Source organism: Domibacillus indicus, from assembly GCF_023715895.1.
Classification (GTDB): Bacteria; Bacillota; Bacilli; order Bacillales; family Domibacillaceae; genus Domibacillus; species Domibacillus indicus_A.
In genome coordinates, this window is the sequence record NZ_JAMBOO010000002.1 from 209,413 (window position 1) to 233,223 (window position 23,811).

Sequence of the window (23,811 nt, forward strand, 5' to 3'; positions counted from 1 at the left end):
CAGACCGATTTCACCCTTAAATGCCTCTCGTGCATTTTTAAAAGGTTGTCAATGTTCATCCAGCCTCACAGGGCCATTACTAAACATTCATTCTTTATTCATAAATACTTATACGATCTTCTTCATCCACTTCTTCAAGTGTGACCACAATCCGCTCAGTTTTCGCTGATGGAATGTTTTTTCCAATATAGTCGGCCCGGATTGGCAATTCACGGTGCCCTCTGTCAATAAGTGCCGCCATTTGAATGTGGGAAGGGCGTCCAATGTCCATGATGGCATCCATTGCAGCCCGGACAGTGCGGCCCGTATACAAAACATCATCTACAAGAATGACCGTTTTGCCGTTTAAATCAACGGGTATGTCGGATCCTTTTACTTCTGGATCATCGTTTTTTGTTTTTACTGTTAAATCGTCCCGATACAGCGTAATATCAAGCTCTCCGACAGGGATACGCTGTCCCTCAATTTGAAAAATGCGCTCGGCAAGCCGCTGTGCCAGGTAAATGCCCCGTGTTTTAATGCCAATAAGCACACAATTTTCAATGCCTTTATTTCTTTCAATAATTTCGTGTGCGATTCTTGTTAATGCCCGGCGAATCGCCTGCTGATCAAGTACAACCGCTTTTTCCATGAAAAAAGCCTCCTCACCCGGTGTGGGCGAGAAGGCATAGTGGTTCCTTGAAAATGGCATACTCATGCCATTTCATATCCGATTCCTTCCCAGCCTCACGGGACTGTTCTTAAAGGTTCTTATTCAACTGAGTTCATTGTATCGATAAATTCGACAAAAGTCAAATCTTTTTCCGTAAGTCATCAACTAAATCTGTAAACTCTTTAGGTGCCGGTGCTTCAAACTCCATATATTCATTCGTACGCGGGTGAACAAAGCCCAATACGCCTGCATGAAGTGCCTGGCCGTCAATGTCGAGTGTTTTCCGCGGTCCGTATTTTGGATCTCCAGCAAGCGGGAAGCCGATATACTTCATATGAACACGGATTTGGTGGGTACGCCCTGTTTCGAGCTCACATTCCACCAGCGTAAAGTCCCGGAAACGCTCAAGCACTTGAAAATGCGTCACAGCTACTTTACCATGATCTACAATGCCCATTTTTTGCCGGTCTTTCGTATCCCGGCCAATCGGGGCATCGATAGTGCCATAATCATGAGAAATAATACCATGTACAATCGCCTGGTACTTACGCGTCACAGACTTTTCGACAAGCTGATTCACTAATTTTTCATGTGCCATATCATTTTTAGCGACCATGAGAAGACCGGATGTATCTTTGTCAATTCGGTGGACAATACCCGGACGCATCACACCGTTAATACCGGATAAGTCTTTGCAATGGTACATTAAACCATTCACAAGCGTTCCCGTTGTATGCCCGGGGGCCGGATGCACAACCATGCCGCGCGGCTTGTTGACCACAATGACATCTTCATCCTCGTAGTAAATGTCCAGCTTCAGATCTTCCGCTTCAATATTCAGTTCTTCAGGATCTGGAATGTCAATGGTCACTTCGTCTCCTGCTGCCGCTTTGTAGTTCGCTTTGACCGGCTGACCATTGACTAGAACGCGCCCTTCCTTAAGCCACTCCTGCACCTGCGAACGGGAATACTGCTCCTCTTGAGCTGCGGCGAGTTTATCAATCCGGCTCCCGTTTTCTTCTTCACTTACTGTAAACTGTAATGATTTCATATTATGCCTTCTTTCCTTTTCGATCTTCTATTAGCATGGCAGCAAACAGCAAAATAACACCGATCGTTAACGCCGCATCGGCAATATTAAAAATGGGAAACCGGTAGCCGAAAATAAACGTCTGCACAAAATCAACCACTTCCCCGCGGAACAGCCGGTCAATAAAATTGCCTAATGCTCCCCCGAGCAAAACAGCTAGAGAGATTTTCATTAACGGTTTTCCCTTTGCTTCTTTTTGCATAAAGTAAATGATGCCAACCACTACAATAGCTGTAATCAGATAAAACAGCCAAAATTGACCTTCGAGCATTCCCCATGCTGCTCCCCTGTTCCGGTGCGAAGTAATATGAAACAGGTTGTCCATAACCGGCACACTTTCCCCTATTTCCATTGATTTCACAATAAGCCACTTTGTCCATTGGTCAAGCAGAATGATGAGCAGCGACAATACGTAGTAATACATATTTTACCTCCAACGCTGAAAAGAGGTTAGCGGTTTTCTTAGCTAACCTCTTTTTCGTTTGTTTTAGTTCACTTCTGAATAATGCTCTTTTACAACAGACGCACAGCGTGGGCAAAGCGTCGGATGCTCAGCATCCTTTCCTACTTCGTCTGTTACAGTCCAGCAGCGTTCGCATGTTTCACCAGACGCTTTTTCTACTACAACAGAAGCTGTTTCAAGCTGAACCGCACGTTCAGGTGCTTCAGCATCTGTTCCAGCAATTTCAAATCCAGAAACGATAAATAGCTGCTTCAGGTCTTCTTCGATAGACGCAAGCAATGCTGTTGTTTCCGCTCCAGCAAACAACTTCACATGGGCTGTCAATGATTTCCCAATGACTTTTTCGTTGCGGGCTTCTTCAAGCGCTTTGAGCACATCGTCACGAACCGCCATAAATGCTGTCCATTTTTTCGTTAACGCCTCAGCGTCCGGAAGTTCTTTGTACTCTGGCATATCTGTCAGCTGTACGTATTTCTCTTCAGCTTCCGGCACTTCCACCCATACTTCGTCCGCTGTATGCGGAAGGATTGGCGATACCAATTTTGCAAGTGCTGTTAACGTTTCAAAGAGAACCGTTTGAATAGCACGGCGGTCGGCATGATTCTCCGCTTCGATATATAAAACATCTTTCGTAAAGTCAAGGTAGAAGGAGCTTAAATCAACTGTACAGAAATTGTTGATCGCATGGTAAATAGCCGCGAATTCATAGTTTTCGTAATGGCCGCGTACCGCTTTGATTAGTTCGTTTAATTTCACCAGCATAAACTGGTCAACTTCACGCAGGTTTTCATATGCTACCGCATGCTCACTCGGCTTAAAGCCATCCAGGTTTCCTAAAAGGAAGCGGAACGTATTACGGATTTTACGGTAAACTTCGGCCACTTGTTTTAAAATCGCATCTGATACACGCACATCCGCTTGGAAATCAACCGATGATACCCATAGACGCAGAATATCAGCACCAAGCTGCTCCATTACTTTGGCTGGAACAACCGTGTTGCCAAGTGACTTACTCATCTTGCGGCCTTCACCGTCAAGTGCAAATCCGTGGCTTAGCACTCCTTTGTATGGAGCATTTCCCGTTACAGCTACTGCTGTGATCAAAGAAGAGTTAAACCAGCCGCGATACTGGTCAGAACCTTCCAGGTAAAGATCAGCCGGACGCTGTGCATCCTCGCGCTGCTCTAAAACGGCTTCATGTGAAGAGCCGGAATCGAACCAAACATCCATAATATCGTTTTCTTTCGTAAATTCACCGTTCGGGCTGCCAGGATGCGTAAATCCTTCCGGAAGCAGCTCCTTAGCTGTCCGCTTAAACCAAATATTTGATCCGTGCTCGCGGAATAAATTCGAAACATGCGAAACCGTTTCATCAGTAATAATCGCTTCACCGTTTTCTGCGTAAAACACCGGAATTGGCACTCCCCATGCCCGCTGGCGGGAAATACACCAGTCACCACGGTCTCGGATCATATTAAACAAGCGTGTTTCGCCCCATGCCGGCACCCATTTCGTTTCTTTTACAGCTTGGAGCAATTCCGGGCGGAACTTGTCGATCGACGCAAACCATTGAGCTGTCGCGCGGAAAATAACCGGCTTTTTCGTCCGCCAGTCATGCGGATACGAATGGGTAATAAACTCCATTTTTAACAGCGCGCCGGCTTCTGTCAATTTTTCGGTAATCGCCTTGTTGGCATTGTCATAAAACAGCCCTTCAAATCCAGGAGCTTCCTCTGTCATCACACCGCGGTCGTTTACTGGGCAAAGAACATCAAGGCCATATTTCTTCCCAACGATAAAGTCATCTTCCCCGTGTCCTGGTGCTGTATGAACCGCTCCTGTACCGGAATCCGTTGTTACATGCTCACCAAGCATTACAAGAGAATCACGTCCGTAAAGCGGATGTGCGGCGATGATACGGTCAAGCTGTTCCCCTTTTACCAGCTTATCAGTCGTATAGGATTCCCAGCCGATTTTTGATGCTACTTCTTCTAGAAGTGCTTCAGCCACAACAAACTTCTCGCCCGCTGCACTGACAACGGCATAATTCAGTTCCGGATGAACGGAGATACCAAGGTTTGCCGGAATCGTCCATGGAGTTGTAGTCCAAATGATAATTTTTGTGCCTTCTTCAAGCACACCGTTTCCTTTTTTCACTTCAAAAGAAACATAAATAGAAGCTGATTTTTTATCCTGGTACTCAATTTCTGCTTCTGCAAGAGCAGACTCAGAAGACGGAGACCAATAAACAGGTTTTAACCCTTTATAGATAAACCCTTTTTTCGCCATTTCACCAAACACTTTAATTTGAGCTGCTTCATACTCAGGCTTTAATGTAATATAAGGATTTTCCCAGTCACCGCGGACGCCAAGACGCTTAAACTGCTCCCGCTGGCTGTCCACTTGCTTGTAGGCATACTCTTCACAAAGCTGACGGAACTCGGCTACCGTCATCTCTTTCCGATTTACACCGGAATTTGTTAGTGCCTGCTCAATCGGAAGACCGTGAGTATCCCAGCCTGGAATATACGGTGCATAAAAACCGCTCATCGATTTAAAGCGGACAATAAAGTCTTTTAAGATTTTATTCAGTGCGTGCCCAATATGAATATCACCATTTGCATATGGAGGACCATCGTGCAGGACAAACATTGGCCGGTCCTTTGTGCGGTCCAATACCTGTTGATAAATGTTTTCTTCATTCCATGTGCTCTGCATGACCGGCTCGCGCTTTGGCAGATTGCCGCGCATCGGAAAGTCTGTTTTCGGCATTAATAACGTATCTTTATAATTCATTCCATAATCTCCTTTTTTAAATGAAAATAAAAAAACCTTTCACATCCCTCAAAAGGGACGGAAAGGTTTCCGCGGTACCACCCTGATTGACAGCCAATGGCTGCCCGCTCAAAATCCGTAACGTGGATCGATCGTTTTCCGCTACTCCGATGTTCACGAAAAATGCTCAAGGGTGATTTTGGAGCTGCATATCGGCACCAGGCTTTCACCGTCCCTGGTTCGCTTATGACCGACTATCTGCGCTCTACTGTCCCTTTCATCGCGTTTCATAATTTATTCAGATGGTTACATTATAAAAATGAACGATTCATTCGTCAAGCTTATCTCTCTTCGTCGCTGAAGCGCTCAACTTCTTCCGTATCTACTTCAAATTCAAGAAGTGTATCCCAGTCATCATTGTTTAATAAATCTAACTGAGCTTCCATCAGCATTTTAAAGCGCGTACGGAATACTTTAGACTGCTTTTTCAGTTCTTCAATTTCAACAGCGATACGACGGGCTTTTGATAAAGACTCCTCGACAATACGGTCGGCATTTTTTTCTGCTTCACGAATCAAAAGTTTAGACTCTTTTAAAGCATTTCGTTTTACATCCTCTGCCGTTTCCTGCGCAATAACGATAGATTTATTTAATGTTTCTTCAATATTGGCAAAATAACTAAGCCGTTCCGTTTGGCCGGCCAGCTGCGCTTCTAATTCTTTTTTCTCGCGAATAATCAACTCGTAATCTTTAATAATTTGATTTAGAAAATCGTTCACTTCATCTTCATCATACCCACGAAATGAACGGCCAAATTCTTTTTTATGTATGTCCAACGGCGTTAAGGGCATACAGCCACCTCCAAAGCATTACATGATCATTGATTTTCATTATAAAGGTTTTTCGAGCGCTTGTGGGAAAATCTCGGCATTTTCACAAATTTATTTCAAAATGCCCAAGGTCATTCGCCATTTTTCTTTTTTAGTTTGTCCATCAAGGGATAAAATTTTCACACGTCCTGTTCCACGAATAGACAGCATATCTCCGGTTGCACATTCAAAAGAAGGTTGGTCTACAGCCCGCCAGTTTACTTTCACGGCACCGCCTTTAATAAGCTGCTGAGCCTTTTGGCGTGACATCGACGGCAGCGCGCTGATGATCACATCAAGGCGCAGTGACGAAACCGTAACCGCTTGCTCGCGCCAATCTTCCGCTGTGTAAAGAGCTTCCGAAAATGGCTTTTCTTTCAACGAAACAGGTACTTTGCCAACATGGTCAAAATGGCTGTGCAGGTAATCGACAAGTTCTTTTGCCACAATTACCTGAAAGCGTTCCTGCTCGTTTAAAATATCGCCAAATTTCTCCCGCTTTAAGCCAAGCCCCATCATACTCCCCAAAATATGGGGGTGGCTGATAGAAGCAAATTTATGCGGGTATTCAATATCAAAAAGACTAACATCAAAATCCGTTTCCTTCGGTTCGAAATAAGAAGGATGAATAAGCGCTCTTTTTCGTTCTGCGTTCGGATAGCCTCCGAAAAACGAAACGAGCACTTCCTCCCCTGATCCGACAACCGACCGAAGAATCTGCCGCTGCCGGGGGTCTAAAAAGCCGGTTAGTTTAGGCGCATACATATCCGCCACTTGCTGCTTCCACTTTACGGTTTTATCAATGAAGTCCCGCTCTTCCGGCCTGAAATGCTGATAAATATCACTCATGTTATACCCAGATCATCAGCTGATGAAGTCCGCGCGTTGCTAGGTTCAGCGTAATAAAAGCAACGATTGGCGAGATATCAATCATGCCAAGCGGCGGAATAATACGGCGGAATGGGTCCAGGTACGGTTCACAAATTCTTGTTAAAAAGCGCCCGATTGATGTATTACGTGCATCGGGAAACCAAGACATTAAAATATAAATAATGAGTGCCCAGGAATATAGATCAATTGCCCGGATCAAATAATAAAGTACAACATCCATCTTTTCTATTGCCACCCCGTTTTTTCTTGATCCTGCTGCCCAAACTGTGTAATATTTCCTGAAATCTCCACGTTTTCCGGCGCACAGAAAAAGATTTTTTCCCCAATTTGCTGAATTTCGCCGCCGATAGCGTATACCGTTCCGCTTAGAAAATCAACAATTCTGCGCGCCTGATCTGTTTGAATGCGCTGCAGGTTTACAACAACTGCTTTTTTTGCTTTTAGATGATCGGCAATCTCTTGTGCTTCTGCATACACACGTGGTTCTGCCATAACGACTTTTGATGGCTTTTGCGCACTTTTTAAACTCACAACATTTTTTTTGCGAGGCGCTGCCGCTGGAGGCGGCTCTTCTTCATACACTTCTTCTTCCACCATATCGTAATCTTCTTCATCCAGCAGGAAAAATGACTTAAACTTCGACTTCACGCCCATCATTCCACCTCCGCTTTCTTTTTACTCTCCAACAAGCGCCGTGCCAATACGAATCATTGTAGCTCCTTCTTCTACAGCTATTTCAAAATCATTGCTCATGCCCATCGATAGCTCCTGACACGGGGCATAGGGAAGGTTTAATGCTGCCACTTCTTCTTTGCATAAAGCAAGCTTCCGAAAGCAGGACCGCAGAACATCACGGTCTTCTGTCAGCGGAGCCATTGTCATCAAGCCGCACACGCGAATTTTTTCGTAGATATGAAGCGATTGAATAAATGGAACGACTTCATCCGGTGCCAGCCCGTGCTTTGATTCTTCGCCTGATACATTTACCTGCACAAAACATTGGACAGGTTTTTCAGCACGGCTGTTTATTTCTTTAGCGAGCGATGCCCGGTCAAGTGAATGAATAAAATCAGCCTGGTGAATAATTGACTTTACTTTTCTTGTCTGCAGAGACCCGATAAAATGCCATACGGCACGATCTCCAATACTTTCATACTTTTCATTTAGCCCTTCGGCCCGGTTTTCACCAAGATGTGTAATACCCGCTTCCACTGCTTCCTGGGCGCGAGCTGTTGTCACGTATTTTGTGACGGCGATAATCTGCACATCTTCCGCCTGCCGGCCTGACCGGTGGGCCGCTTCTTCAATCCGCTGTTTAATACTTTTTACATTTTCACTAACTTTCATGTTTCCCTTCCTTCCAGCCGATATAACCCATCATTCTGCCCGTACTCCCCCGGTCACGCCGATGAGAAAAAAAGTCCGGAGAGCAGCTTGAACATAAGGATGTTACATAAATATTTTCCGGCGGGAGTCCTGCTTTGATTAAAAGGTCTTTGTTAAAATCCTGCAGGGAGAAAAAATACGCATCTGCTTCATCCGGCACGGGAGAGAGCGGCAGCTTTTCTCCCGGACGATACCATTTCTGTACTTCTTCCGCTACAGCCGCTCCCACTTTGTAGCATGATCCACAAATAGAAGGGCCAATGGCTGCTTCAATATTCTGCAGGCGGCTGCCTTGCTGCTTCCATTTCTCAAGCATCTTCGGCCCTATTCCGCCAACTGCACCCTTCCAGCCGGCGTGGGCCGTACCAATACGCTTCGCTGCCCGGTCAAGAAAAAAAAGAGGTACACAATCCGCATAACAAAGAGTAAGGAGCACACCGGCATCCTCGCTGTACAGTCCATCAGTAGCCGCCAGGGCCGTTTCATAATCAAGTGCGCCCTTGCCGGCATCTCTCTTTGACACATGAGCAATGTGCACCTCATGTGTTTGTTCACACCCAACCCAGCCAGCTGTCGGAAAATCAATTAATTTGGCTGTATTTTTTCGATTTTCCTGAACAAAAGAAGCTTCCTCCTGCACATGAAAAGCCATGTTCAAGCCATTATAGCGGCCGGTTCCGCCAGCTTTCGACGTAAATCCAGCCACAAGACCTGGTTCTTCCAGCTCCCATTTTTCCAGATGAAATAAACCGTCATTCGATTTTTTAAAAGGTTCTGTCATGGCATGCTCCCGCTCATTTTCTTTTAGTGTACCACATGCCCTCTTTTTCGTCACCGTTCTTCCTCTTTCGGTTCGGTGTCACTATGGCGGACTAAAATAACGTCACCGCCGATTTTCACAATATGCATCCAGGGAATCACCAATTCTTCTTCCCTGCCGAATAAACCAAATTTTTTTCCGCTTTGTTCAATGATAAGAGCGGATATAGCACCCGTTGCATTATTTAACTCAATGTCAGCCAGCCGGCCAAGCTTTTTTCCGTTTGTAACATTGACGATATCCTTGAGCTGGAATTCTGAAATTCGCATAACAGCCCCTCCTTTGTATCAATGTATGCGCCAAACCAAAGAAAAAACAGAAGATCTTCTCTTCTGTTTTTCTGATTAACCATTTATTTTCTTTTTCATTTGTTTGATGGCCCCTTTTTCGAGCCGGGATACCTGTGCTTGAGAAATACCGATTTCATCTGCTACTTCCATCTGAGTACGTCCGGTAAAAAAGCGTTTTTCGATAATCATTCGTTCCCGGTCTGATAATTTACTCAGCTCATCGGTCACCGTCATTGTATCTACCCATTCTTTTTCCCTGTCTTTTCCGTCACTGATTTGATCCATCATGTAAATAGGGTCGCCTCCGTCCTGGAAAACGGGTTCAAACAATGAAACGGGATCTTGAATCGCATCAAGAGCAAAAACCATTTCTTCTTTTGGCACATTGATTTCACGTGCAATGTCTTCCGCTGCCGGCTCAACAGACCGTTCGGCAGTCAGCCTTTCTCTTGCCTGCAAAGCTTTATAAGCAATGTCACGCAGCGAGCGTGATACTCGAATAGGATTATTATCCCTCAGATACCGGCGGATTTCACCGATAATCATGGGAACCGCATAAGTGGAAAAGCGGACATTGTGGCTTAAATCAAAATTATCAATGGATTTCATCAAACCGATGCAGCCTACTTGAAACAAGTCATCGGCTTGTTCATTACGGTGGTTGAATCGTTGAATTACACTTAAAACGAGGCGTAAATTTCCGGTAACCAGTTCTTCGCGGGCTTCTTTATCCCCATTTTGGTATTTTACAAACAGCACTTTCATCTCAGGATTTGTTAATACAGGAAGCGTCGATGTGTCGACGCCGCACAGAACAACTTTATTTCGGGCCATCACTGTTCCTCCTCATGATGTCTGTTTCTCAAAACAGTATTGCCGGCCCGAAAGAAATTATTCAGCGCAGTTTATTGAGTTCCTTTTTCAGTCTTCCGATAATTTTTTTCTCCAACCGTGAAATATAAGACTGTGAGATTCCCAGCAAATCTGCGACATCTTTTTGTGTTCTTTCTTCCTGTCCATTCAGTCCAAACCGCATTTCAATAATTTGTTTTTCACGGCCTTCTAAGTCTTCAAGCGCTTCTGCTACAAGGTGTTTGTCCACTTCTTCTTCAATGCCTTTTGTGATAATATCACTTTCGGTCCCCAGCACGTCGGATAAAAGCAGTTCATTACCGTCCCAATCGATGTTAAGCGGTTCGTCAAATGAGATTTCCGAACGGATTTTATTATTGCGGCGCAGGTACATTAAGATCTCATTTTCAATACAGCGGGACGCATAAGTCGCAAGCTTGATTTTCTTTTCGGGGTCAAAAGTGTTGACGGCTTTGATAAGCCCGATTGCTCCGATGCTGATGAGATCTTCAATATGAATGCCAGTGTTTTCAAACTTCCGGGCAATATACACAACAAGGCGCAGATTTCGCTCAATCAGCATAGCGCGTACTGCTTTGTCTCCAGAAGGCAGCTTCGTTAAAAGATGCGCTTCCTCGTCACGTGTAAGCGGCGGCGGAAGTGCTTCACTGCCGCCGATATAGTAAATCGCCTTGGATTTAAGCCCGGCTTTTTGAATCATATTATACATTACGTACATCCACTTCGTTTTTACCTGCCGCATATTATCCACTCACCTTTCGATTCATTCCCGAACCATATTCGGATGCAGGATGCACGCAAACGCTCCGTCATCCGATAACATCTTGTCCGTAAACGTGACAAGCGCCCTGTTCGTTTCTTGTTTTTTTCCATTTATACATATAGTAAAGCTGTCTGTACGAAAGGAGGCAAGCAGCCTGCTTTCAGCATGAATAGATTTAGATGGTACCCATACGAGTTTTTCAGTCCAAGTGTCCGGGAGATGGAGCAGATCACTGATGTCCTCTTTAAAAAGCGCCTCGGGCCACTCCTCAGAGGGCTGAATCTGACAGACTGCCACTTCTTTTTTTGAAATAGGATCACACAGCGCATTGCCCGTATCAATCAATCCGTGCCCTGACCAATTAATTCCGCAAAGTGTAAAAGAAACGGGAACTGTCTGACTGATTACCCGCCTTGAAGCATTTAAACCTAACAAACGGCGTTGAATAAAGTAAAAGGAAATGGCCACTGATACAATAAAAAAGAATATGAGAGACCATTTTCCCGCATCGGCATATTGCCTGTACATGGATTGAAATCCGAATAAAATGCCGCCTGTTAAAAAAACAGTAAAGTAAAAGGTAAGAACCATAGAAACAAGGCTTTTTATGCCGGTTGTTTGAAACGCAATACGAATCATGAATACAGGCATAATGACCGTCAGCGATTTATGCAAAAGTCCGGTCGGGCCTGCTGCTAAATAGATACATACGGGGATAGTTCCAGCTAACGAAGCCACAAGCAGCCGGGGCACCCTGAATGTACGCCCGCTCAGCTTTCCTGTTACGAAAAGAAGCAGTGCATCCGCAGCAAAATTAAAAAAAATAATCCCTTCTGCGTAACCGGCCAATTGATCCCTCCTTTTTTCCGGCTGCCTGTCCTATGTGCATTAGTGTACCGGATTCAATAGTGGATGTATGTCGGAATGTAAGTGAATTTTTACAGTAGTTTTTCCGAATCATGTCTAATTCGGGCATGGAAAAAGCCGGTTACGCCCTTTGCATAGTACGGTGCGCCTTTTGCCTGTAAGAACTAGCATGCACAAAAAAACCCGCCACATAAGTGGCGGGTCTGCTTTTTATCTTCTTCTATTGCGGTTACGTAAAAATGTAGGAATATCCAACGTATCATCCGCTGAAGGCTGTTGATGCTGGCGCATTGGCTGCTCCGGCGCCGGCGTATCTTCACGCTTCAGTTCACGCGATTTTGGCTGCTGTTGCGAAGCTGGCTGCGAAGGCTGTGGTTTTACTTGGCCAAGACCTGGACGAACCTGCTGGCCTGCTTCACCTGGCACCTCTTTAAAACCGGTCGCAATAACTGTAACGACAATTTCTTCTTTTAAATTTTCATTAATAACAGAACCGAAGATCATATTTACGTCTTGGTCTGAAGCTGAAGATACAATATCAGCTGCTTCCTGTACTTCATAAAGACTTAAGTTTGTGCCTCCGGTAATGTTCATTAGCACACCTTGCGCACCGTCAATGGCTTTTTCAAGCAATGGACTGGAAATGGCTTTTTTCGCCGCTTCCACTGCGCGGTTTTCACCTGAAGCAACCCCGATTCCCATCAAGGCAGAACCTTTGTTCGACATAATAGTTTTTACATCGGCAAAGTCTAAGTTGATTAAACCTGGTGTTGCGATCAAGTCAGAGATCCCCTGTACCCCTTGGCGAAGAACATTGTCTGCTTCACGGAATGCTTCAAGCATTGGTGTGCTTTTGTCGACAATTTCAAGCAGGCGGTCATTTGGAATGACGATTAATGTATCTACTGCCGCTTTCATTGATTCAATTCCACCAGCTGCCTGCGTAGCACGCTTACGGCCTTCGAATGTAAATGGACGTGTCACAACCCCTACTGTCAGGGCGCCAAGATCTTTTGCAATTTGTGCAATAACCGGAGCCGCACCTGTTCCTGTGCCTCCGCCCATACCAGCTGTTACGAACACCATGTCAGCGCCCTTAAGCGCTTCTTCAATTTGCTCTTTGCTTTCTTCAGCCGCTTTTTTTCCAACCTCAGGGTTAGCACCGGCACCTAATCCGCGCGTCAGCTTGTTGCCGATTTGCATTTTCACTTCTGCTTTTGACAAATTAAGAGCTTGCGCATCCGTATTGACGGCAATAAAGTCTACTCCCTGCACTCCGTGCTCAATCATTCGGTTGACGGCATTGTTACCGCCACCGCCTACGCCGATAACTTTAATCGTTGCCAACGAATCTAAACTTGTATCGAATTCCAGCATGGCAAATCCTCCTATTTAATGCGTTCTTTTTTCTATTCTTCAAAGAAGTACCCGAAAAGTCTTTTCATTTTTCCTTTGACGCCTTTTTCTTCTCCGTCATGCGGCTGCTCTTTTTTCACAGGCTTCGGTTCCTGTTTGACTTCCTGGCGCTCTCTTCTAACTTCTTTCGGCGCCGGAGCCGCTTGATTGGATTCACTTAATTTCCGTCCCGTTAACCGGGCATTTTTATATGCATACTTGATCAGGCCTACAGACGTTGTAAATTGTGGCTCACGTACACCGATATAATCAGGAATCGCAACGCGTACACGATTTTGAAATACATCCTGTGCCAAATCAAGAATGCCATTCATTGCGGATGATCCGCCGGTTAAAACAAATCCACCTGGAATATCATGAATACCCAACTGGCGAAGTTCTTCCACGACCATCATAAACAATTCTTCCAGTCTTGCCTCGATAATTTCTGAAATTTCAAGCTGGTTAAATTGATCATGCTGGTCACTGCCAATCACCGGAACACTGAACACTTCTTCTTCAGAAGCTAAATCATAAAAAGCATGTCCATGCTTCATTTTAATTCCTTCGGCTTCCTCTGTTGACGTACGCAGACCAATGGATAAATCTTTCGTAATGTGATCACCGCCAACAGGCAGGACAGAGGTATGCTGAATATAGCCATCTCTAAAGTAAGAAATTGTCGTGGAGCCGCCACCGATGTCGACTAGTACAGTGCCTAGATTTTTCTCATCCATGGATAAAGCGATTTCTCCACTCGCAAGCGGCTGCAGAACAATTTCATTAATCTCAAGACCCGCGCGCTCTACACAGCGCAGCGTGTTATGTAAAAATGTTCTTGAACCTGTTACGATGATCCCTTCCATTTCAAGACGTACACCGAGCATACCGCGGGGATCATTAATTTCATCAAAGCCATCTACAATAAATTGTTTGGCAATTACATTAACAATTTCCCGGTCGGGTGGAATAGACATCACTTGTGCCGCATCTTTGACCCGGATCACGTCTTCACTTGTAATCTCCCGGTTTTCGCTTGAAACAGCTACAACGCCATTGCACGGATGCAAAATGGCGTGGTTGGCAGCAATACCAACAATCACGGAGCCAATCTCTAGGCCTACCATACGCTCCGCCTGCTCAATCGCTTTTTTAATCGAATAAACCGTATCGTCAATATCGACGACCGCTCCTTTTCGAATGCCTTTTGATTTTACATTTCCGACACCAATTATATTTAAGGAATCATTAACCATTTCGCCAATAATCACTTTAATCGCGGATGTACCGATGTCGAGACTTACTAAAATTTCATTATTATTCATGCTGCGGCACCTCCTTTACCATAAAAGCGTGAATAACCGAACAACCATTCGCACATTTACTCTACGAATACATGTTTAAGAACGTAATTCGTCATATTCAGCGTGTTTCCCTTTTAAAGTTTAGTATTTTTGATGTTTTTCTTAAACTCTCTCATACAAGTCTACACTAAGATAAGAAGCTCGAAAAGGCTAAGTTATTCAGTTTTAAGAAAACTTTATGGCGTCTCTGCTTCTTGTGTAGTTTCCTCTGTTGTTTCTCCTGCTGCTTCCTCTTCGGCTTCTTCTGCTAGTTCCTGCTGCTGAGCTGGATCATAGGCTTTGAAATACGAACCAACTTCGATGTCGATTACACCTTTTACATCGGGATTAAGCTGTGTAGAAATGGAAGGATAGTAAACCATTTTCTCAGCAAATGTGGAGAGAGTGGCAGACACTTCAAACCCATCTGTCATAAACGCCTTTATATGAAGAGAGTTATTTTTCTTTGGATCATAATACACTTCAGAAATTGTATTATATACTTCATCCGGAAGTGTTTGGGCTGCTTTTGCAAACAAATCGAGTGCCTTTCCTTCTTTGAAGCCATACAAAATCGGAAGCTGTAATGGTGCACCGCTCAGAGGCTGGCTTAAAATTTTCCCATTTTGAAGAACAGGGTACAGCCCGCCTTTTTGAGCAGCGTAAGCAATTTCATTATGCTCTTCCACCGAAATCATTAAATCATTTGGGAACCCAATTGTAACCTCCGCTTTTTTAATGCGGTCGTCTTTTAAAAGAGCTTCTTCTGCCCTTCCCTTCCCGGCTGCCCAAATGCTGCTTCCTTTTACAAGCCCGCTTTTCTCAATTACTTCCTGCTTCGTCACAAGACTGTTTCCCTGCACGTGAATGTCTGCCACTTTGCTTAAGGGAGACTGCAGATACACAACAAGAAGAATAAGCGCGAAAAACAAAGATAGTAAAAACAGCAGCCGGCGGTTCGCTTTCTTTTTTCTGATTTGTTTCAGCTTTGGAATGCGATCCTCAATTGAAATGATTTTTTCCTTTGTCATGTTCACACCTCTGCCCATGCTGCAAACCAGCCGCGCATGATCTCTTTTAACGCGGCTGACTGCCATGTGTTCAAGATGAACGGCTGGTTCTTTCTGTTAATTCCACCATTACATTATATAAACGATCTGCCGCATCCGGAATGCCCAAACGTTTTGCTTGTTCTTTCATTTTACCGAGCCGCGGCTCATTCATCAGGATAGCATCCAACTCTTTTACGAGCAACGCGCCCGTTAAATCTTTTTCAAGCAGCAGCACTGCTGCGTCCTGGTCCGTTAGAGAGCGTGCATTTTTCTCTTGATGATTGTTTGTTACGTATGGACTTGGAATTAAAATGGACGGAATACCGAGCGCTGTCAGCTCTGCAAGGGTAGTGGCCCCCGCTCTTGCTACTACCAGATCACAAGCAGCCAGCACATCCGGCATGTTATGAATAAACGGCTCAACCGCCACATTATCAGGCTTCCCTGCAGTCTGCAGCTCCGTCGAAACGCGTTCATAATGAACATCACCTGTGACATATAACACCTGGTAGCTGCGATCCGCCAAGTTGTTCAATGCCTCGATTACCGCATCATTAATAGGACGGGCGCCGCGGCTTCCTCCAAAAATAAGAACGGTTTTTCGTTCAGGTGTAAACCCGTACTTTTGCAGTACACCCGCCCCGCTCGCTTCGATCACTTCGGAAGCTCTAGGATTGCCGGTAAGAACGGTTTTTTCTGCCGGAAAGTGTGTTTTTGCTGCATCAAAACAAACCGCCACTTTATCCACATACCTGCTTAGAAATTTATTTGTCAGTCCCGGCACGCTGTTCTGTTCATGGACAATTGATGGGATTCCCATTTTCGCAGCTGCATACACGACTGGTCCGCATACGTAGCCGCCTGTACCAATCACAACATCCGGCTGAAATTCTTTTAGCATTTTTTTACAGTCGTTAACACCTTTTAAAAAGCGCATAACCGTTTTCACGTTTTCAAATGAAACTGCCCGGCGGAATCCAGTAATGTCGATTGATTGAAAGGGAATCCCTTCCCGTACAACAAGCTTGGATTCTAGTCCTTTTTCTGTTCCGATGTATAGGAACGATGTGTCCGGGTGTTTCTTTTTAATCATCCGAATAAGTGCGAGTGCCGGGTAAATATGTCCGCCCGTTCCTCCGCCGCTGACTACTATTTTCAATTCTGTCACCTCAATAATTCATCTGGCAGCTTTTGTTGTTCAAACAGCTGTCCAATGCATTTTCATCTTAAATCAATGTGTCACGAGAATCAAATATTATCTTGAAAAAACCGTAAATTTCCTTCAATACTACCGCATATGACGGCTTGCACTTAAAACAATTCCCGCCAATGCCAGTGTCATAGTTAAAGAAGAGCCTCCATAGCTTAAAAACGGCAGGGTTACCCCTGTTACTGGAAGGAGTCCTACTACGACCCCAAGGTTAATAAAAGACTGCAGGCTTATCATAGCCGTCAAGCCGAAAACGAGCAGCATGCCAAATGGATCGTCAATCCGCATGGCTATATATACTCCGCGCCAAATAAGCAGGAAAAATAAAAGAATAATCCATACAGCACCAAGAAAGCCCGTTTCCTCTGACCATATGGCAAAAATAAAATCAGTCTGCGGTTCAGGAAGATAGTAATATTTCTGCCGGCTTTCTCCGTAGCCATGCCCAAAAAGCCCTCCTGGTCCAACTGCATAAAGAGACTGAATAATTTGAAACCCACTTCCAAGCGGATCCGACCATGGATCCAAATAAGCCGTAATACGCTTCATTCGATAGGGTGCCGATGCAATCAGTCCAACCAATCCAATCACTGCTGTTACACCGATCGTCATAAAAAAGCGAATCGGTGCTCCCGCACTGAACAGCAAAAGAAAAGCAGTTCCCCCCATAACGGCCGCTGTTCCAAGATCCGGCTGCAGCATAATTAAGCCAAAAGCAGCCCCGATAACAGAAAGCGGAAAAAAGAGCCCTTTCCAAAACAAGTGAATGGTTTTCTTTCGTTCAGACAGGATAGATGCCAGAAAAAAAACAAGAGCCATTTTCATCCACTCAGAGGGCTGGAAGGACAAAGAGCCTACGCCAATCCAGCTTTGTGACCCGTTGCGCACCATCCCAATCCCCGGAATTAATACAGCGATCAGCAGCAAAAATGCGACGATAAGCGCATGCTTTGAATAGGTCTTGAAAATCCTATAATCAAAGCGTGAGAATACCGTCATCACCACGATCCCGGCTGCAGCAAATACGGCTTGTCTTTCTACAAAATAAAAAGAATTCCCATAGTTAAATTGCCCCCATACTTCCCCAGCGCTTGCGACCATCAGAAGGCCGCTTCCTGTTAACAACAAGACAAGCAGCAAAAACAGTTTGTCCGTTCCACGAGTAGAAACAGCAGCCACCCCTCTCATGCGCATTAAAAAACCGGAGCCATCAAGGCCCCGGCTCTTTCTTATAACGTATTCACACAGTCGATAAATATGTCTCCGCGTTCTTCAAAGGTTTTATATTGATCCCAGCTTGCACAAGCTGGAGACAATAAAACAACATCTCCTGCTTTTGACAGTGCAGCTGCTTTTTGTACCGCATCAGTCATATATTCCGCTTTTTCAATACAGGTAATGCCGGCTTTTTCCGCCGTTTCTCTCCATTTTTCTGCTGTTTCTCCAAACGTCACAACTGCTTTGACATCGTGCAGGTATGGAAGCAGGTCATCAAAGCCGTTGCCCCGGTCGAGCCCTCCCGCGAGCAGAATGATAGGAGCTTGAAAGGCTGTGAGGGCACTTTTTGTCGCAAGCGTATTGGTTGCTTTAGAGTCATTGTAAAACTTCCGGCCGTTCCATTCGCGTACAAACTGGGTCCGGTGTCTCACACCCGAAAACGTCTTAAGAACATGGATAATCGCTTCATTTGCTACACCTGATAGTTTAACTGCCGCAATGGCCGCCAAAATATTTTCAAGGTTATGGCTGCCCGGCAATGCGATATCTGCTGTCGGCATAATCGCTTCTTCTTGAAAATACACCATTCCATTCTCGATATAAGCCCCATTTTCTACTTTCTGGCGCACGGAAAATGGAATTACATTCGCCACACTCGCCCCACCCAAAGACAGAAGAGCTTCTTGATCCGCGTTAATAATTAAAAAGTCTTCGTCAGTCTGGTTTTGTGTGATTTTCATCTTTGCTCCAACGTACTCTTCCCGTGATCCATGATAGTCTAAGTGGGCATCATAAATATTCGTGATAATCGCAATGTGAGGACGAAATTCCTGAATTCCCATTAACTGAAAAGAGGAAAGCTCAATCACCACATGGTCTTCCGGCTTGGCTTGCTGTACGACCTCAGATGCTACCTTACCGATATTACCGGCAAGTACAGTGCTTTTGCCGCCTTTTTTCATCATTTCATCGATCAGTGTCGTCGTTGTTGTTTTGCCGTTAGTGCCGGTAATGCCAATGAACGGCGCTTCAGAAATCAGTCCGGCAAGCTCTACTTCCGTAATCACCGGCAGTCCGTCTAAGACCGCCTTGGATATGATCGGGTTTGAGTAGGGAATACCCGGGTTTTTCACGACCAGCTCGAACCCTTCATCCAGCAGTTCTACCGGATGGCTTCCGCAGATCACTTTAATTCCTTCTGCCGAAAGTGAGCGGGCAGCTTCATTTTCTTCAAGCGGCTTTCCATCATTGACTGTGATATCAGCGCCTAGTTTTTTCAGCAAACGGGCAGCTGCGAGCCCGCTTTTTGCTAAACCTAATACAAGTACTTTTTTTCCGTTAAATTGATTGATCTGCTTCATATGTTCCATACTCCAATCCATAGACCGACCGCTGCTGCAATCACACCGACGGACCAAAAAGTGACCACTACACGCCACTCAGACCAGCCGCCTAGTTCAAAGTGATGGTGCAGCGGACTCATTCTAAAAATTCGTTTCCCTCTAGTTTTAAATGACCAAACCTGCAAAATAACCGATAGTGTTTCTGCTACAAATACAATCCCAATAAGAAGCAGCAAAAACTCAAACTTCGTTAAAATTGATAGAACCGCGATCGCACCGCCCAGCGCAAGCGATCCTGTGTCTCCCATAAATACATGGGCCGGATAAGCGTTAAACACAAGAAAACCGATGATGGCCCCAACAACTGAAAAAGCGAAAATGGCTGTTTCATCCAGCCCCTGGCTCCAGGCAATGACTGCATATGCTCCAAATGCAACAGCTGCCGTACCCGATACGAGGCCATCAAGTCCGTCGGTTAAGTTCACTGCGTTTGAAAAGCCGACCAGCCAGAAAAGAACAAACAGCGCATATAAAATGCCCAGGTCAACGGAGAAAAAACCAAATGAAAGCTCCGTTGATAATCCTTGCTGCGCATAAATCACATAAAAGATAATAGAAATAATAATTTGGCCGATTAATTTTTGCAAGGATGTCAGACCAAGATTGCGCTTCATCACGACTTTAATAAAATCATCTAAAAACCCAAGAAGTCCAAATCCAATGGTTACAAGTAAAAGCAAGGTTGTTTCTGTACCGATTGAATCAAATAATTGGGCAAAAAACAACGTCGTCACAATAATAGATAGCAAAAAGACGATTCCGCCCATTGTCGGAGTGCCTGATTTTTGCTGGTGAGACTTCGGTCCTTCTTCACGAATGCTCTGCCCGAACTTCAGTCTCCTTAAAAAAGGAATAAATAACGGGGCAATAAGAACCGTAATTAAAAACGAAACCGCAATAATTAACGCTATCTGCCACTCATTCATGCCTGTCCACCGTCCTTCTGAAGAAGTGCTTCTTTCGCAATCTCCCGATCATCAAAATGAAAAACATCTTTTCCAATAAGCTGATACGTTTCATGGCCTTTTCCTGCAATCACAACCGCGTCGCCAGGCTTCGCCGTACGAATCGCTTCAAAAATGGCTTCTTTTCGATCCTCAATCACCGTATAGCGCTCCTGCGGCACACCTGCTTCCATATCTTTTAAAATGGTTTTCGGGTCTTCGCTGCGCGGGTTATCCGATGTGAAGATCGCTTCATCTGCATATTTGCAAGCCGCCTGTGCCATAAGCGGGCGCTTTGTTTTGTCACGGTCACCGCCGCATCCGGCAATGGCAATTACCCGCCCTTTTGTTAATGGCCGAACCGTTTGAAGAACATTAATTAAGCTGTCCGGTGTATGCGCGTAATCAACAATCACCGAAATATCACGGTCATTTGGCACCACTTCAAAACGGCCTGCTACTCCTTCCACCTGCTCAAGCGCTGTTTGAATGGTTTCCGGCTTGATGTTTGAGACGAAGCCAGCCGCAAACGCAGCAAGCATATTGTATACATTGAAGCGGCCTGCTAATTTTGACTGAACTTGCAGCTCTCCGCCCGGATACGTGATGGTAAAAGCTGTTCCTCCTGAGGTGAGCCGAATATCCTTAGCACGAATGTCTGCTGGATGGTCAATGCCATAGGTAACAACATGCGCCGCCGTCATCGAACGGTAAACAGCAGAAGCTGCATCATCGGCATTTAACACCGCAAAAGACGGACGGTCGGAATGCATTACATTTCCAAGGCGGGCAAACAACAGCCCTTTCGCTGTCCGGTATTCATCCATTGTTTTATGAAAATCGAGATGATCCTGCGTTAGGTTGGTGAAAACTGCCACATTAAAAGCAGTGCCATTTGTCCTCCCTTCTTGGAGTGCATGAGAAGATACTTCCATAACCGCAGCCGTTACACCTGCTTCTTTCATATTTGAAAATGTTTTTTGAAGCGTAAGGCTCTCTGGTGTCGTGTTTTTCGTTTCAATAGTCTGATCGCCAATCTTCATATACATCGTTCCGATTAAACCAGTCGTCTCTCCGTGAGCCCGCAAAATATGGTCAATTAAATGGCTCGTAGTTGTTTTTCCGTTTGTTCCTGTAATCCCAATTAGATGGAAGGAATCTGTCGGGTAACCGTAAAAATGAGCCGCTAAAAGCGCCATTGCCCGTTTTGTATCCGGCACATAAATAACTGGAACAGATACGTCCACAGGCCGTTCTGCTACAATGGCAGCTGCCCCTTTTCTCACTGCTTCTTCCGCAGCGTTATGGCCATCAAAGGTAAATCCTTTTATACAAATAAATATTGATCCCTCTTGAACGAGGCGGTGATCGTTTTCCATCGACGTAATCGCCGGATTTCCATCCTTATCTTGCTGATAAAATGGAAGTGCTCGGAGCACAGTTGATAAATCCACGTTTTTTCAATCCTTTCTTTTCTGCAAACACTATGTACAATTTCCCGCGATTTCTATTGTAACGAAAAAAAGCCGCCGATGCGAATGCTTTTCAGCCTGTTTCGATCAAATTTGGCGGCATAGGCTCTTTTATTTTAATAAAACGCGTACTTTGCTTCCTCTCTCTACTTTTACTCCTTGTTTCGGCGATTGGTACACGACCTTATCTCCCGCTCCTTCAGCTACAATTTCAACATTGATCAGCTGTTCTTTTAATTTCTTTTTTGACAGGCCAATCAAGTTAGGCACTTGAATGAAATCCGGGTCATTCCAGGCTTTTTCTTTTTCGATCTGATTCGTTTGTTTTTCAACGTTTAACAGCGGAAGAACATCCTGCATCATTTTCCCGACAATCGGGGCGGCGACTGTACCGCCAAACTGAACCGTGCCTTTTGGGTTGTCAATAGCCGTGTAAATGACCACCTTCGGATCATTTGCGGGCGCCATTCCGATAAAAGAAACAATATGGTTGTTTTCAAGATAACGGCCGTCTTTCGCTTTCTGGGCGGTACCCGTTTTCCCTCCAACCCGGTATCCGTCTACGAAAGCGTTTCGTCCGGTTCCTTTGGCTACTACGTTTTCAAGAGCGCGCCGCACTTCTTTCGATGTTTCTTCACTAATAACCCGGCGTACCTTTTTCGGCTTACGAACCTCTTCCGTTTTGCCTGTCTCCGGGTTTGTCCAGCTCTCGGCTACATACGGCTCATACAATATGCCGCCGTTTATCGCCGCGGACACTGCTGTCACCTGCTGGATAGGTGTAACGGCTACACCTTGTCCGAAAGCTGCCGTTGCCGCTTCTACCGGACCGGCCGATTCCTCTGTAAAAAGGATTCCAGTTCCTTCTCCATACAAGTCAATGCCTGTTTTTTCGCCAAATCCAAATTTGCGAATGTAAGAAAAAAGCTTTTTTTCACCAAGGCGTGAACCGAGCTCTACAAAACCCGGGTTACAAGAATTCTGCACGACTTCAAGGAAAGTCTGATGGCCGTGCCCTTCCCGCTTCCAGCAGCGCAGCCGCGCACCATCCACTTCCACGTAGCCGGGGTCATTAAAGTGATCCTTATCAAGATCTACTTTCTTTTCTTCTAAAGCAGCTGCCAGTGTAATGATCTTAAACGTTGATCCCGGCTCAAATGTGCTCCATACAGGAAGATTTCGATTATATACATCTGGATCATATTCGCTAAAGCGGGCCGGGTCATAAGACGGGCGTGAAGACATCGCCAAAATAGCCCCTGTGTTCGGATCCATTGCGATACTCATAGCCGCATCCGGCTTGTACGTTTTTTCAGCCTGATCCAGCTCTCTTTCCATTACAGCTTGAATATCCGCATCAATCGTTAAACTTAAATCCATTCCATTTACCGGTTCCTCATAATGATTGGTAAGCCCCGGCATTTGGTTTCCTTTCGCATCTGTATACATTTGGATCGAACCTGGTTTGCCAGAAAGCTTTTTATCATAATAGGCTTCGATCCCGGCAAGCCCCTGGTTGTCAGCTCCCGTAAATCCAATAATGTGGGCAAGCCTGTCCTTCATCACATAATCCCGGATCGAGTCTTCCCCAAGCCAGACTCCCTTTAATTGAAGATCCCTTACCGCCTGCGCGGTTTCAGCGGATAAATGCCTGCCTTTGGAAGAAAGACGTTCAATTGAAGAACGTTTTGTCATTCGTTCATACAAAACCGATTCTTTCTCCCCGAGAACGGCGGCCAGCTTCTTGGCCGTTTGTTTCGGGTCGTCAATTTGAGCCGGAATCACATAAACCGTCGGCGCATTTTTATTCCCCACTAATACTTTTCCATTTCGGTCCAGGATCAGACCGCGCTCCGGCTCAGCAGGGATGCTTCTTCCCCACAGTTCTTCTGCTTTATCTGTCAGCTCACCCCCATTAACAAGCTGGATATAGCCGGTGCGGATGACCAATGCCGAAAAAGCCAAAAAAGACAAAAGAAGGATCCAAAACATTCGCACCCGCATTGTCCACACTCCTTTTCTTCATGATCATATG

Annotated in this window: 23 protein-coding genes and 1 other annotated feature; all 23 genes read right to left on the reverse strand. The window is 45.2% G+C overall.

Features of this window, described 5'->3' with window-relative positions; translation table 11 throughout:
• Positions 1-94: 94 nt before the first annotated feature.
• Positions 95-631: a bifunctional pyr operon transcriptional regulator/uracil phosphoribosyltransferase PyrR gene (pyrR, locus tag M3221_RS04295; RefSeq protein WP_251270319.1), complete on the reverse strand. Its 537-nt coding sequence runs from the start codon at positions 629-631 to the stop codon at positions 95-97.
• Positions 632-791: 160 nt separating this feature from the next.
• Entirely contained in the window at positions 792-1,703 is a 912-nt protein-coding gene (locus M3221_RS04300; RefSeq protein ID WP_242232109.1) for an RluA family pseudouridine synthase, read from the reverse strand.
• A gap of 1 nt (position 1,704) precedes the next feature.
• Entirely contained in the window at positions 1,705-2,166 is a 462-nt protein-coding gene (gene lspA / locus M3221_RS04305) for a signal peptidase II (RefSeq protein WP_242232110.1), read from the reverse strand.
• Positions 2,167-2,229: 63 nt separating this feature from the next.
• Complete coding sequence (gene ileS / locus M3221_RS04310; RefSeq protein WP_251270320.1) at positions 2,230-5,001, reverse strand: isoleucine--tRNA ligase; 2,772 nt, start codon at positions 4,999-5,001, stop codon at positions 2,230-2,232.
• A 50-nt stretch (positions 5,002-5,051) separates the two neighbouring features.
• Positions 5,052-5,270, reverse strand: a binding site (T-box leader).
• 51 nt (positions 5,271-5,321) lie between these two features.
• Positions 5,322-5,831, reverse strand: a complete 510-nt coding sequence (locus M3221_RS04315) for a DivIVA domain-containing protein (RefSeq protein WP_242232112.1) — start codon at positions 5,829-5,831, stop codon at positions 5,322-5,324.
• Positions 5,832-5,921: 90 nt separating this feature from the next.
• Entirely contained in the window at positions 5,922-6,698 is a 777-nt protein-coding gene (locus M3221_RS04320) for a YlmH family RNA-binding protein (protein ID WP_251270321.1), read from the reverse strand.
• Position 6,699: 1 nt separating this feature from the next.
• Complete coding sequence (locus M3221_RS04325; protein ID WP_242232114.1) at positions 6,700-6,960, reverse strand: YggT family protein; 261 nt, start codon at positions 6,958-6,960, stop codon at positions 6,700-6,702.
• A gap of 5 nt (positions 6,961-6,965) precedes the next feature.
• Positions 6,966-7,394 (reverse strand): cell division protein SepF, encoded by a 429-nt coding sequence (locus M3221_RS04330; RefSeq protein ID WP_251270322.1) that lies wholly within the window; start codon positions 7,392-7,394, stop codon positions 6,966-6,968.
• Positions 7,395-7,415: 21 nt separating this feature from the next.
• Positions 7,416-8,087 carry a YggS family pyridoxal phosphate-dependent enzyme gene (locus M3221_RS04335; protein WP_251270323.1) on the reverse strand — a complete coding sequence of 224 codons (672 nt, stop codon included), beginning with the start codon at positions 8,085-8,087 and terminating at the stop codon, positions 7,416-7,418.
• Positions 8,077-8,961: a peptidoglycan editing factor PgeF gene (pgeF, locus tag M3221_RS04340; RefSeq protein ID WP_251270324.1), complete on the reverse strand. Its 885-nt coding sequence runs from the start codon at positions 8,959-8,961 to the stop codon at positions 8,077-8,079. Before pgeF ends, M3221_RS04335 begins: the two co-directional genes overlap by 11 nt.
• A complete protein-coding gene (locus M3221_RS04345) occupies positions 8,958-9,215 on the reverse strand; it encodes a YlmC/YmxH family sporulation protein (protein WP_242232118.1) in 258 nt (85 codons plus the stop codon). Before M3221_RS04345 ends, pgeF begins: the two co-directional genes overlap by 4 nt.
• A gap of 75 nt (positions 9,216-9,290) precedes the next feature.
• Positions 9,291-10,070, reverse strand: a complete 780-nt coding sequence (gene sigG, locus M3221_RS04350) for an RNA polymerase sporulation sigma factor SigG (RefSeq protein ID WP_242232119.1) — start codon at positions 10,068-10,070, stop codon at positions 9,291-9,293.
• 61 nt (positions 10,071-10,131) lie between these two features.
• Positions 10,132-10,851, reverse strand: a complete 720-nt coding sequence (gene sigE, locus M3221_RS04355; RefSeq protein WP_242232120.1) for an RNA polymerase sporulation sigma factor SigE — start codon at positions 10,849-10,851, stop codon at positions 10,132-10,134.
• Positions 10,852-10,872: 21 nt separating this feature from the next.
• On the reverse strand, positions 10,873-11,721 hold the full coding sequence (locus M3221_RS04360; RefSeq protein WP_251270325.1) for a sigma-E processing peptidase SpoIIGA: 849 nt from the start codon (positions 11,719-11,721) through the stop codon (positions 10,873-10,875).
• A gap of 228 nt (positions 11,722-11,949) precedes the next feature.
• Complete coding sequence (ftsZ, locus tag M3221_RS04365; RefSeq protein ID WP_251270326.1) at positions 11,950-13,116, reverse strand: cell division protein FtsZ; 1,167 nt, start codon at positions 13,114-13,116, stop codon at positions 11,950-11,952.
• 32 nt (positions 13,117-13,148) lie between these two features.
• Complete coding sequence (ftsA, locus tag M3221_RS04370; protein ID WP_251270327.1) at positions 13,149-14,459, reverse strand: cell division protein FtsA; 1,311 nt, start codon at positions 14,457-14,459, stop codon at positions 13,149-13,151.
• A gap of 215 nt (positions 14,460-14,674) precedes the next feature.
• Complete coding sequence (locus M3221_RS04375; protein ID WP_251270328.1) at positions 14,675-15,508, reverse strand: cell division protein FtsQ/DivIB; 834 nt, start codon at positions 15,506-15,508, stop codon at positions 14,675-14,677.
• A 70-nt stretch (positions 15,509-15,578) separates the two neighbouring features.
• On the reverse strand, positions 15,579-16,688 hold the full coding sequence (gene murG, locus M3221_RS04380) for an undecaprenyldiphospho-muramoylpentapeptide beta-N-acetylglucosaminyltransferase (protein ID WP_251270329.1): 1,110 nt from the start codon (positions 16,686-16,688) through the stop codon (positions 15,579-15,581).
• 129 nt (positions 16,689-16,817) lie between these two features.
• Positions 16,818-17,927 carry a putative lipid II flippase FtsW gene (gene ftsW, locus M3221_RS04385; RefSeq protein WP_251270619.1) on the reverse strand — a complete coding sequence of 370 codons (1,110 nt, stop codon included), beginning with the start codon at positions 17,925-17,927 and terminating at the stop codon, positions 16,818-16,820.
• A 41-nt stretch (positions 17,928-17,968) separates the two neighbouring features.
• A complete protein-coding gene (gene murD, locus M3221_RS04390; protein ID WP_251270330.1) occupies positions 17,969-19,318 on the reverse strand; it encodes a UDP-N-acetylmuramoyl-L-alanine--D-glutamate ligase in 1,350 nt (449 codons plus the stop codon).
• Positions 19,315-20,286: a phospho-N-acetylmuramoyl-pentapeptide-transferase gene (mraY, locus tag M3221_RS04395; protein WP_251270331.1), complete on the reverse strand. Its 972-nt coding sequence runs from the start codon at positions 20,284-20,286 to the stop codon at positions 19,315-19,317. The genes murD and mraY overlap by 4 nt, the downstream gene beginning before the upstream one ends.
• Positions 20,283-21,758 (reverse strand): UDP-N-acetylmuramoyl-L-alanyl-D-glutamate--2,6-diaminopimelate ligase, encoded by a 1,476-nt coding sequence (locus M3221_RS04400; RefSeq protein ID WP_251270332.1) that lies wholly within the window; start codon positions 21,756-21,758, stop codon positions 20,283-20,285. The genes mraY and M3221_RS04400 overlap by 4 nt, the downstream gene beginning before the upstream one ends.
• Before the next feature lie 129 nt (positions 21,759-21,887).
• Complete coding sequence (locus tag M3221_RS04405) at positions 21,888-23,780, reverse strand: stage V sporulation protein D (RefSeq protein ID WP_251270333.1); 1,893 nt, start codon at positions 23,778-23,780, stop codon at positions 21,888-21,890.
• Positions 23,781-23,811 lie beyond the last annotated feature (31 nt).

Bases quoted from the DNA above. Each gene is read 5' to 3' on its own strand.
- pyrR (WP_251270319.1), bottom strand. From the start codon at position 631: ATGGAAAAAGCGGTTGTACTTGATCAGCAGGCGATTCGCCGGGCATTA.
- M3221_RS04300 (WP_242232109.1), bottom strand. From the start codon at position 1,703: ATGAAATCATTACAGTTTACAGTAAGTGAAGAAGAAAACGGGAGCCGG.
- lspA (WP_242232110.1), bottom strand. From the start codon at position 2,166: ATGTATTACTACGTATTGTCGCTGCTCATCATTCTGCTTGACCAATGG.
- ileS (WP_251270320.1), bottom strand. From the start codon at position 5,001: ATGAATTATAAAGATACGTTATTAATGCCGAAAACAGACTTTCCGATG.
- M3221_RS04315 (WP_242232112.1), bottom strand. From the start codon at position 5,831: ATGCCCTTAACGCCGTTGGACATACATAAAAAAGAATTTGGCCGTTCA.
- M3221_RS04320 (WP_251270321.1), bottom strand. From the start codon at position 6,698: ATGAGTGATATTTATCAGCATTTCAGGCCGGAAGAGCGGGACTTCATT.
- M3221_RS04325 (WP_242232114.1), bottom strand. From the start codon at position 6,960: ATGGATGTTGTACTTTATTATTTGATCCGGGCAATTGATCTATATTCC.
- M3221_RS04330 (WP_251270322.1), bottom strand. From the start codon at position 7,394: ATGGGCGTGAAGTCGAAGTTTAAGTCATTTTTCCTGCTGGATGAAGAA.
- M3221_RS04335 (WP_251270323.1), bottom strand. From the start codon at position 8,087: ATGAAAGTTAGTGAAAATGTAAAAAGTATTAAACAGCGGATTGAAGAA.
- M3221_RS04345 (WP_242232118.1), bottom strand. From the start codon at position 9,215: ATGCGAATTTCAGAATTCCAGCTCAAGGATATCGTCAATGTTACAAAC.
- sigG (WP_242232119.1), bottom strand. From the start codon at position 10,070: ATGGCCCGAAATAAAGTTGTTCTGTGCGGCGTCGACACATCGACGCTT.
- sigE (WP_242232120.1), bottom strand. From the start codon at position 10,851: ATGCGGCAGGTAAAAACGAAGTGGATGTACGTAATGTATAATATGATT.
- ftsZ (WP_251270326.1), bottom strand. From the start codon at position 13,116: ATGCTGGAATTCGATACAAGTTTAGATTCGTTGGCAACGATTAAAGTT.
- ftsA (WP_251270327.1), bottom strand. From the start codon at position 14,459: ATGAATAATAATGAAATTTTAGTAAGTCTCGACATCGGTACATCCGCG.
- M3221_RS04375 (WP_251270328.1), bottom strand. From the start codon at position 15,508: ATGACAAAGGAAAAAATCATTTCAATTGAGGATCGCATTCCAAAGCTG.
- ftsW (WP_251270619.1), bottom strand. From the start codon at position 17,927: ATGAGAGGGGTGGCTGCTGTTTCTACTCGTGGAACGGACAAACTGTTT.
- murD (WP_251270330.1), bottom strand. From the start codon at position 19,318: ATGAAGCAGATCAATCAATTTAACGGAAAAAAAGTACTTGTATTAGGT.
- mraY (WP_251270331.1), bottom strand. From the start codon at position 20,286: ATGAATGAGTGGCAGATAGCGTTAATTATTGCGGTTTCGTTTTTAATT.
- M3221_RS04405 (WP_251270333.1), bottom strand. From the start codon at position 23,780: ATGCGGGTGCGAATGTTTTGGATCCTTCTTTTGTCTTTTTTGGCTTTT.